The sequence below is a fragment of the Streptomyces roseolus genome (assembly GCF_014649855.1).
Classification (GTDB): Bacteria; Actinomycetota; Actinomycetes; order Streptomycetales; family Streptomycetaceae; genus Streptomyces; species Streptomyces roseolus.
In genome coordinates, this window is record NZ_BMTV01000018.1 from 103792 (window position 1) to 111933 (window position 8142).

7 protein-coding genes are annotated in these 8142 nt (G+C 77.0%); 5 read left to right on the plus strand and 2 right to left on the minus strand.

Annotated elements, in window-relative coordinates; translation table 11 throughout:
* Positions 1-46: 46 nt before the first annotated feature.
* The 4 genes from IE245_RS21865 (at position 47) to IE245_RS21880 (ending at position 4345) form a co-directional block, all read left to right on the plus strand.
* On the plus strand, positions 47-754 hold the full coding sequence (locus IE245_RS21865) for a peptidyl-tRNA hydrolase (RefSeq protein ID WP_229851439.1): 708 nt from the start codon (positions 47-49) through the stop codon (positions 752-754).
* A gap of 82 nt (positions 755-836) precedes the next feature.
* Complete coding sequence (locus IE245_RS21870; protein ID WP_189950157.1) at positions 837-2534, plus strand: MbnB/TglH/ChrH family RiPP precursor modification enzyme; 1698 nt, start codon at positions 837-839, stop codon at positions 2532-2534.
* A 5-nt stretch (positions 2535-2539) separates the two neighbouring features.
* The gene (locus IE245_RS21875) at positions 2540-3571 is read left to right on the plus strand and encodes a TIGR04222 domain-containing membrane protein (protein ID WP_229851440.1); all 1032 of its coding nucleotides are present in this window, start codon (positions 2540-2542) and stop codon (positions 3569-3571) included.
* A gap of 45 nt (positions 3572-3616) precedes the next feature.
* Positions 3617-4345: a TIGR04222 domain-containing membrane protein gene (locus IE245_RS21880; protein WP_189950262.1), complete on the plus strand. Its 729-nt coding sequence runs from the start codon at positions 3617-3619 to the stop codon at positions 4343-4345.
* A 168-nt stretch (positions 4346-4513) separates the two neighbouring features.
* On the opposite strand, the gene hemQ is transcribed toward IE245_RS21880, so the two are convergent.
* Both hemQ and hemG read right to left on the minus strand, forming a co-directional pair.
* A complete protein-coding gene (gene hemQ / locus IE245_RS21885; protein ID WP_189950161.1) occupies positions 4514-5227 on the minus strand; it encodes a hydrogen peroxide-dependent heme synthase in 714 nt (237 codons plus the stop codon).
* Between the two features lie 17 nt (positions 5228-5244).
* Complete coding sequence (hemG, locus tag IE245_RS21890) at positions 5245-6720, minus strand: protoporphyrinogen oxidase (protein WP_189950163.1); 1476 nt, start codon at positions 6718-6720, stop codon at positions 5245-5247.
* Between the two features lie 61 nt (positions 6721-6781).
* Between hemG and IE245_RS21895 the strand changes: the two genes are divergently transcribed.
* The coding region (locus IE245_RS21895; protein WP_189950265.1) for an FAD-dependent oxidoreductase at positions 6782-8142 on the plus strand (1361 nt) is incomplete at its 3' end.

Genomic DNA, 8142 nt, shown 5'->3' on the forward strand with positions numbered 1-8142 from the left:
GGACCCGCAAGATCCGGCTCCCCGCGACCGGTGGCAGACTTGCCGGGTGAGCAGCAACGACACCGATCCCCGCGACGAGAAGCCGCAGTTCGTCCTGCCCCTGGTGGTACGGATCGAGCGCGACGCGCCCCCGGCCCGTACCGACGCCCTGGAGACCGCGGCCCGCGCCGTGCTCCGGCTCCTCACCGACGAGCGGTCGCTCGGCGACGGCGCGTGGGCGGCGGCCGTCGCCGACTGGGAGGACGCCCGCATCCGCAAGGTCGTGCGGCGGGCGCGCGGCGCGGAGTGGCGACGCGCCGAGGCCCTGCCCGGCATCACCGTGACCGGCGGGACCGCGGAGGTGCGCGTCTTCCCGCCGGTCCCCCTGGACGGCTGGCCCAAGGACCTGGTCAAGCTCCAGGTGTCCGGCACCGACCTCGACGACCCGGCCGCGCCGGGCCCCGTGCCGGAGGGCGCGGCGGTGCTGTGGACGAACCCGGGGCTCGGCATGTCCGCCGGCAAGGCGATGGCCCAGGCCGGACACGGCGCCCAGCTGCTGTGGTGGGCGCTGGACGACGCCGCCCGCGCCGCCTGGCGGGAGGCGGGCTTCCCGCTGGCCGTGCGCACGGCGTCGGAGGCGGAGTGGCCCGCGCTCGCCGCGAGCGGCCTGCCGGTGGTCAGGGACGCGGGCTTCACGGAGATCGCGCCGGGCAGCGCGACCGTGGTGTCGGCGTACCCCGGTGTCCTGGCCGTGGCGCCCGGGAACCTCAAATGAAGCTCTGAACCTCTCCCCCCTGGGGTTCGACCGGCTTCGCCGGGGTCATCACGTGGATGACTGAGGACCGAAGGAGGGGGACATGACGGAACTCGGCATGGGCATCGGCTGGCGTCCGGAGATCGCGGACGCGGTCGAGGAGCTGTCCGGCGTCGACTGGGTGGAGGTCGTCGCGGAGAACGTGTGCGCCGACCACGTGCCCGACTCGCTGGCCCGGCTGCGGGCCCGGGGCGTCACGGTCGTGCCGCACGGGGTGTCGCTGGGGCTCGGCGGGGCGGACCGGCCGGACCCGGAGCGGCTGGCCGCGCTCGCGGCGAAGGCGGAGGCACTGGGGGCGCCGCTCGTCACCGAGCACATCGCCTTCGTCCGGGCCGGCGGGCCGCTGACCGCGACCCCGCGTCTGGAGGCCGGGCACCTGCTGCCCGTCCCCCGCACCCGGGACGCCCTGGACGTGCTCTGCGAGAACGTGCGGATCGCGCAGGAGTCGCTGCCGGTGCCGCTGGCCCTGGAGAACATCGCCGCCCTGTTCTCCTGGCCGGGCGAGGAGCTGACGGAGGGCCGGTTCCTGGCGGAGCTGGTGGAGCGTACGGGGGTACGGCTCCTCATCGACGTCGCCAACCTCCACACCAACCACGTCAACCGCGGCGAGGACCCGGCGCGGGCCCTCTCCGAACTGCCGGTCGAGGCCATCGCGTACGTCCACGTGGCCGGCGGCCTCGAACGGGACGGCGTCTGGCACGACACCCACGCCCACCCGGTCCCGCGGCCGGTCCTGGACGTCCTCGCCGACCTGGCCGGACGGGTCGCCCCGCCGGGCGTCCTCCTGGAACGGGACGACCACTTCCCGCCCGCGGCGGAACTCGCCGCGGAGCTGGCCACGATCCGCGCGACGGTGACGGCGGCGACCCGCCGCCCGGCCCGCCCGGCGGCCACCGCCGGAGCCCCGGCGCACGCCCTCGCCGCCGAGGACGCGGCGGACGCGGCCGACACGGCGGACGCCCACAGCGCCCCGGACGCGTACGACGCCCACGCGGCGGACGCCCCCGCAGGCGCGGCCGGCGCCCTCGACGCCGGAGGCGCGGGGGACGTCCGCGACGCCCGGGCGGCGTCCGGTCCGCTCGCCGCGCGCCACGGCGTCGGTGCCGCCGCCCTGCGCGCGGGTCGTGTCCTGGTGGGCGGCGAGCCGCTCCACATCGGCGCCGGCGCCCGCGTCTCGGGCGGGCCGATGCCCGCCACCCGGCCGAGCGCCCCGGAGCCCGAGCCGGTGCGGCGGGCCACGGCGGCCGTGCCCGCGCCACCGCGCCCCGACGGCGCCCTGGCCGTCCTTCCCCGGCCCGCGACCGAGCCCGCGCCCCCGGCCGGCGACCGGCGGGGGGCGGGGGCGGCCGGCGACGCCGTACGGCAGCGCGTCGGGGTGGGGCAGGCCGCGGTGCTGTCGGCGCTCGTGGCGGGGACTCCGGTGCCCGAGGGCTTCGACGTGCGGCGGATGCGGGTGCAGAGCCGGGCGCTCGCCGCCAAGCGGGCCTCCGTCGTGGCGCGGATCGCGCCCGAGCTGCCGGAGATCCTCGGCGACGGCTTCCGGCCCGCGTTCCTCGCGTACGCCAAGAGCCGCCCCATGCCGGGCGGTTACCGGCGCGACGCGCTCGACTTCGTCGAGCGGCTGCTCCTGGAGGACCGGCCGGAGCGGCGGGAGCTGACCCGCTGGTGGCGCGAGCGGGCCGAGAACCGGCCGGCCGGGCTCGTGGGGCGGCTGGCCCGGCGCGTGTTCGGGGGGCGGTGACCGGCATGGACCCGCTCCTCCTGACGCTCCACCTGGCGGCCGCCGCCGTGTTCGTCCGCCTCTTCGTGCTGGCCCGCCGCATCCGGGGCGGGCCCAGCGGGCCGGTCCGGGACGTCCACGAGGCCGCGTTCCTCGCCGGCGGCCCCGGACGCGTCGCCGACACGGCGCTCGCCGCCATGCACCTGGACGGCCGGATCGTCATCGGCGGCCCCGGGGTCGTCGCGGTCGTCCATCGGATCGCCCACGACCCGGTGGAGCGGGCGGTCCTGGACAGCCACGCGACCGCCCCCAGCGGCTCCCTGCGCGCCCTGCGCCTCGCGGTGATGACCCACCCGGCGGTGCAGGAGATCGGCGACGACCTCTCCGCACGGGGGCTGGTGACCCTGCCGGGCCCCCGCCGCACCCTGCGCCGGTGGTGCGTCGGCCTCCTCGTCGGGGCCGTCCTGCTGTTCCCGGTCGGCATCGTGGCCACCGTCGCCGAGTTCACGGTGCTCGGGCCCACCGTGCCGTTCTTCGTGAAGCTGCTGCCGCTCTTCTTCGTCTGCTTCGCCACGGCGCTGATCTGCGGCACCACCTACACGCGCCCGGTGAGCACGGCGGGACTCGCGGCGCTCGCCGCCTACCGGAGCGCCCACGGCCACGGGGGCGTCAACACCGTCGCCCTCGGCGGGATCCGGGCGCTGCCCGACCGCGACCTGTTCGAGCGGCTGCGGGACGCGGCCCGGCCCGACGGGCCGGTGCGCGGGAGCCGGAGCCGTACCGGGTCGCCGTACTCCTCCGACACGACGGCCGTCGCGGCCGTGGTGATGTGGTGCGCGGGAGCGGCGACGGGCGGCGGGGACGGCTGGGGCTCGGACTCCGGGTCGGGCACCGGATCGGGCGGCTCGTCCTGCTCGTCCTCCTCCTCGTCCTGCGGCTCGTCGTCCTCGTCCTGCGGCTCGTCGTCCTCGTCCTGCGGTTCCTCCTCGTCGTCGTGCGGCTCCTCGTCGTCCTCGTCGTGCGGGGGCGGCGGCTCCTCCTGCGGGTCCAGTGGTTGAGCCGTCCGGGTGGCGGGGCCGGGGGCCCTGGCGTACAACTCGATCGTGGTGTGGATCCCGCTGCTCCTCGTCGCCGGCGTCGTGACCGCCGTCGCCTGCGCCCGGCTCTGCCGGGCCTCGATCGCCGCCGGCGGGTCCGCCGCGGGGACGGCCTGGGCCGGTGAACTGACCCTGGGCGAGGCGGCGTTCCTCGCCGGGGGCCCCGGGCGGGTCACCGAGCTGACGCTGGTGGCGATGCACCGGGACCGGCGGCTGCTGCTCGCGCGCACCGGCTGGGCCACGGTCGTGGACGGCTCGGGCGGCGGGGACGAGCTGGAGCGGGCGGTGCTCGGCGCGATCGGGCCCGAGGGGCAGGCGCCGGTGCCGGGGCTGCGTCCGGCGGTCGCCGGCGCCGCGTGCGTACGGCGGATCGAGGAGGGGCTGGTGGAGCGGGGGCTCGCGGTGCCGGCGCCGGGACGGCGTGAGGTCGCGGCCGGGCTGCGGGCGGTGCGGGGCGCGTTCCTGCTGGCGCTCGCGCTCGGGGCGGTGGCGGTACCGCTGGTTCCGGAGGCGGACCGGACGCGGGTGGTGGCCGGGTTCGCGCTGCCGCTGACGGCCTCGGGGCTCTGTCTGCTGATGGGGCGGGCGGAGTCGTACCCGCACAGCCCGTGGGCCTCGCACGCGGGTCAGCGGCTGCTGGCGGGGCTCTCGGCGGAGGACCCGCTCACCGCGCTCGCCACCCGGGGGCCGGCGGTCCTGGAGCCGGAGCTGCGGGCCGCGCTGGGGACCTCGTAGGGACTCCCCGGAAGGACGCCGGTGCGGCGCGCTCGCGCGCGCCGCACCCGGTGCCGGACCCGGTGTCGCTGGAGCGGCCGGCCATGGCGTGGCGGCCGTCTGATCTTCCGGGTCGAGGGGCGGACGCCCCGGCTGGGAGCCGGGGCGACGCCGGGTTCGGGGTGGCCGTCAGGCCAGGCCCGCCACCAGGTCCGCGACGTTCTTGCGGCGGCCGGTGTAGAAGGGGACCTCCTCGCGGACGTGCATCCGGGCCTCGGAGGCGCGCAGGTGGCGCATGAGGTCGACGATCCGGTACAGCTCGTCGGCCTCGAAGGCGAGGATCCACTCGTAGTCGCCGAGCGAGAAGGAGGCGACCGTGTTGGCCCGGACGTCCGGGTAGCCGCGGGCCATCTTGCCGTGGTCGGCGAGCATCCGGCGGCGGTCCTCGTCCGGCAGCAGGTACCAGTCGTAGGAGCGGACGAAGGGGTAGACCGAGACGTAGTCGCGCGGAGTCTCGTCGGCCAGGAAGGCCGGGATGTGCGACTTGTTGAACTCGGCCGGGCGGTGCAGCGCCATGTTCGACCAGACCGGCTCCAGGGCGCGGCCGAGCTTCGTGCGACGGAAGAGGTTGTACGCCTCCTGGAGCTGGTCGCTCGTCTCGGCGTGCCACCAGATCATGACGTCGGCGTCGGCGCGCAGACCGGAGAGGTCGTACGTGCCCCGGACGGTGATGTCCTTCTCCGCGAGCCGGTCGAACAGCTCCTGGACCTCGTCGGCGTAGCCGCTCCGGTCGGCGGGCAGGACGTCGCGCAGCTTGAAGACGGACCACAGGGTGTAGCGGATGACCTCGTTGAGGTCCTTCGCCTTCTTACCGGCGTTCGGGATCTTTTCGGGCGCACTCATACGCCTATTCTCGCCCGTCACGAGGAGTGCCCCGCACCGGGGTGCCCCGTTTCCGACGTGGCGATGATCTCGTCGGCCAGGGCGTCGGCGGCGCGGTGGGCGGAGGCGACGCAGGCGGGGACGCCGACGCCGTCGTACGCGGCGCCCGCGAGGCGGAGTCCGGGCAGGTCCGCGAGGGCGGCGCGGGCCCGGGCGACCCGGTCCAGGTGGCCGACCGGGTACTGCGGGAGGCCGCCGGTCCAGCGGGTCACGGTGGTGGCGACGGGCCGGGCGGCGAGGCCGGTGGCGGCGCCGAGGTCCTTGAGGGAGGCGGCGGCCAGGTCCTCGTCGTCGCGGTGGAGCTGGGTCTCCTCGCCGTACCGGCCGACGGAGGTGCGGAGCACGAAGAGGTCGGGGGCGGCGTCGCCGACCCAGCCCCACTTGGCGCTGGAGAAGGTGGAGGCCTTGATGGTGTGGCCGTCGACGGGCGGCACGAGGAAGCCGGAGCCGGGCAGCCCGGGGACGTCGGCGCGGCGGAAGGCGAGCGTGACCAGGGCCATGGAGGCGTACTCGATCCCGCCGAGGAGCGCGGCGGCCCCGGGGGCGTGGCCGCCGAGGAGGCCGGCGGCGACGGGCGCGGGGGCGGCGAGGACGACGGCGTCCGCGTCGAGGGTCCGCTCCGGGGTCTCCACCCGCCAGCCGGTGGCGCCCGCCCGGTGCAGGGCGGTCGCCGGGGTGCCGGTGAGGATCGTGCCGCCGGCCGCGCGGACGGCGTCCGCGACGGCCCCCGGCAGGGTGCCGACCCCGCCGGTGATGCCGGCGAAGACGGACCCGCCGAGGCCGGTGGCGGCGCCCGCGACGTCGGCGGGGACGGCTCCGCCCGCGGCCTGGACGGCGCGGACGGCGGCGGTGAGGCTCGGGTGGCGGCGGGCGGCCTCGAAGAGCGCGGGGACGGCGGCCCTCATCGAGATGCGGTAGGCGTCCCCGGCGTAGACGCCGCCGAGGAGGGGTTCGACGAGCCGGTCGACGACCTCGCGGCCCATGCGTGCGGCGACGTACGCGCCGATGGCGACGTCCTCGCCGATCTCGGTGGGGGGCAGCTCCCGGTCCCGGCCGATCCGGCGCAGCGCCTCCTCGGAGAGGAGCCCGGCGACGGCCTCCGCGTCGCCGGGGACGCCCATGACGTGGCCCTTCGGCATGGGGACGAGCCGGCCCCGGGACCAGACGGAGGCGGTGGTGGTGGCCGGCGGCCGGAGCCGGTCGCCGAGGCCCACGGCCTCGGCGAGGGCGACCGCCTCGGGGCGGCGGGCGAGCAGGGACTCGGCGCCGAGGTCCACGGGGGCGCCGGCGATCTCCCCGGCGAGCAGCTTGCCGCCGAGCCGGCCGCCGGCCTCCAGGAGGGTGACGCGCGCACCGGCGGCGAGCAGCCGGTGCGCGGCGGCGAGGCCGGTGATGCCGCCGCCGACGACGACGGCGTGAGGTCCGGCGTGGGGTCCCGTGGTGTCCGCGTTCATGGGACCACTCTCTCAAATCGCCCGTGCCGCCCGGCCGCGAGGCGGCACGTAGCGTGGGCGCATGAGCGAACGACTGGTGATCATCGGCGGGGACGCGGCGGGCATGTCGGCCGCCTCGCAGGCGCGCAGGCTCAAGGGGTCCGGGGAGCTGGGGATCACGGCCTTCGAGCGGGGCCGTTTCTCCTCGTACTCGGCCTGCGGCATCCCCTACTGGGTCGGCGGCGACGTGTCCGGGCGGGAGGAGCTGATCGCCCGCTCCCCGGAGGAGCACCGGGCGCGCGGGATCGACCTGCGGACGCGGACCGAGGTGACGGAGATCGACCTGGCCGGGCAGCGCGTTCTGGCCAGGGACCTGGCGGCCGGTACGGAGGCGTGGACGGGCTTCGACAAGCTGGTGATCGCGACCGGGGCGCGGCCGGCCCGGCCGGCGGTGCCGGGGATCGACGCGGCGGGCGTGCACGGGGTGCAGACCCTGGAGGACGGGCAGGCGCTGCTGGACTCGCTGGCCGGGACGGCGGGGCGGCGGGCGGTGGTCGTCGGCGCCGGGTACATCGGCGTGGAGATGGCCGAGGCGCTGCTGAACCGGGGCTACGAGGTGACGGTCCTCAACCGGGGCGAGCAGCCGATGGCGACGCTCGACCCGGACATGGGGCGCCTGGTGCACGCGGCGATGGACGGGCTCGGGATCCGGACGGTCGGCGGGGCCGCGGTGACGGCGGTCCTCACCGGTGACGACGGCGGGGTCCGGGCGGTGGCCACGGAGGAGGGCGAGTATCCGGCGGACGTGGTGGTCCTGGGGACGGGTGTCGTGCCGGAGACCTCGCTGGCGAAGGCGGCGGGGCTGCCGCTCGGCACGCACGGCGGGCTGCTGACGGACCTGTCGATGCGGGTGCGGGGGCAGGAGAACGTGTGGGCGGGCGGGGACTGCGTGGAGGTCCTGGACCTGGTGTCGGGCCGGGAGCGGCACGTGCCGCTGGGCACGCACGCCAACAAGCAGGGGCAGGTCATCGGCTCGAACGTGGGCGGCGACTACGCGACCTTCCCCGGGGTGGTGGGGACGGCGGTGTCGAAGGTCTGCGACCTGGAGATCGCCCGCACCGGGCTGCGGGAGAAGGACGCCCGCGCGGTCGGGCTGCGGTACGTGACGGTGACCGTGGAGTCGACGAGCCGGGCCGGGTACTACCCGGGGGCGGCGCCGATGACGGTGAAGATGCTGGCCGAGAAGCGGACCGGGCGGCTGCTCGGGACGCAGATCGTGGGCCGGGAGGGGGCGGCGAAGCGGGTGGACGTCGCGGCGGTGGCGCTGACGGCCCGGATGACGGTGGAGCAGGTGGCGGCGCTCGACCTGGGGTACGCGCCGCCGTTCTCCCCGGTGTGGGACCCGGTGCTGATCGCGGCCCGGAAGGCGGTGGCGGCGGTGCG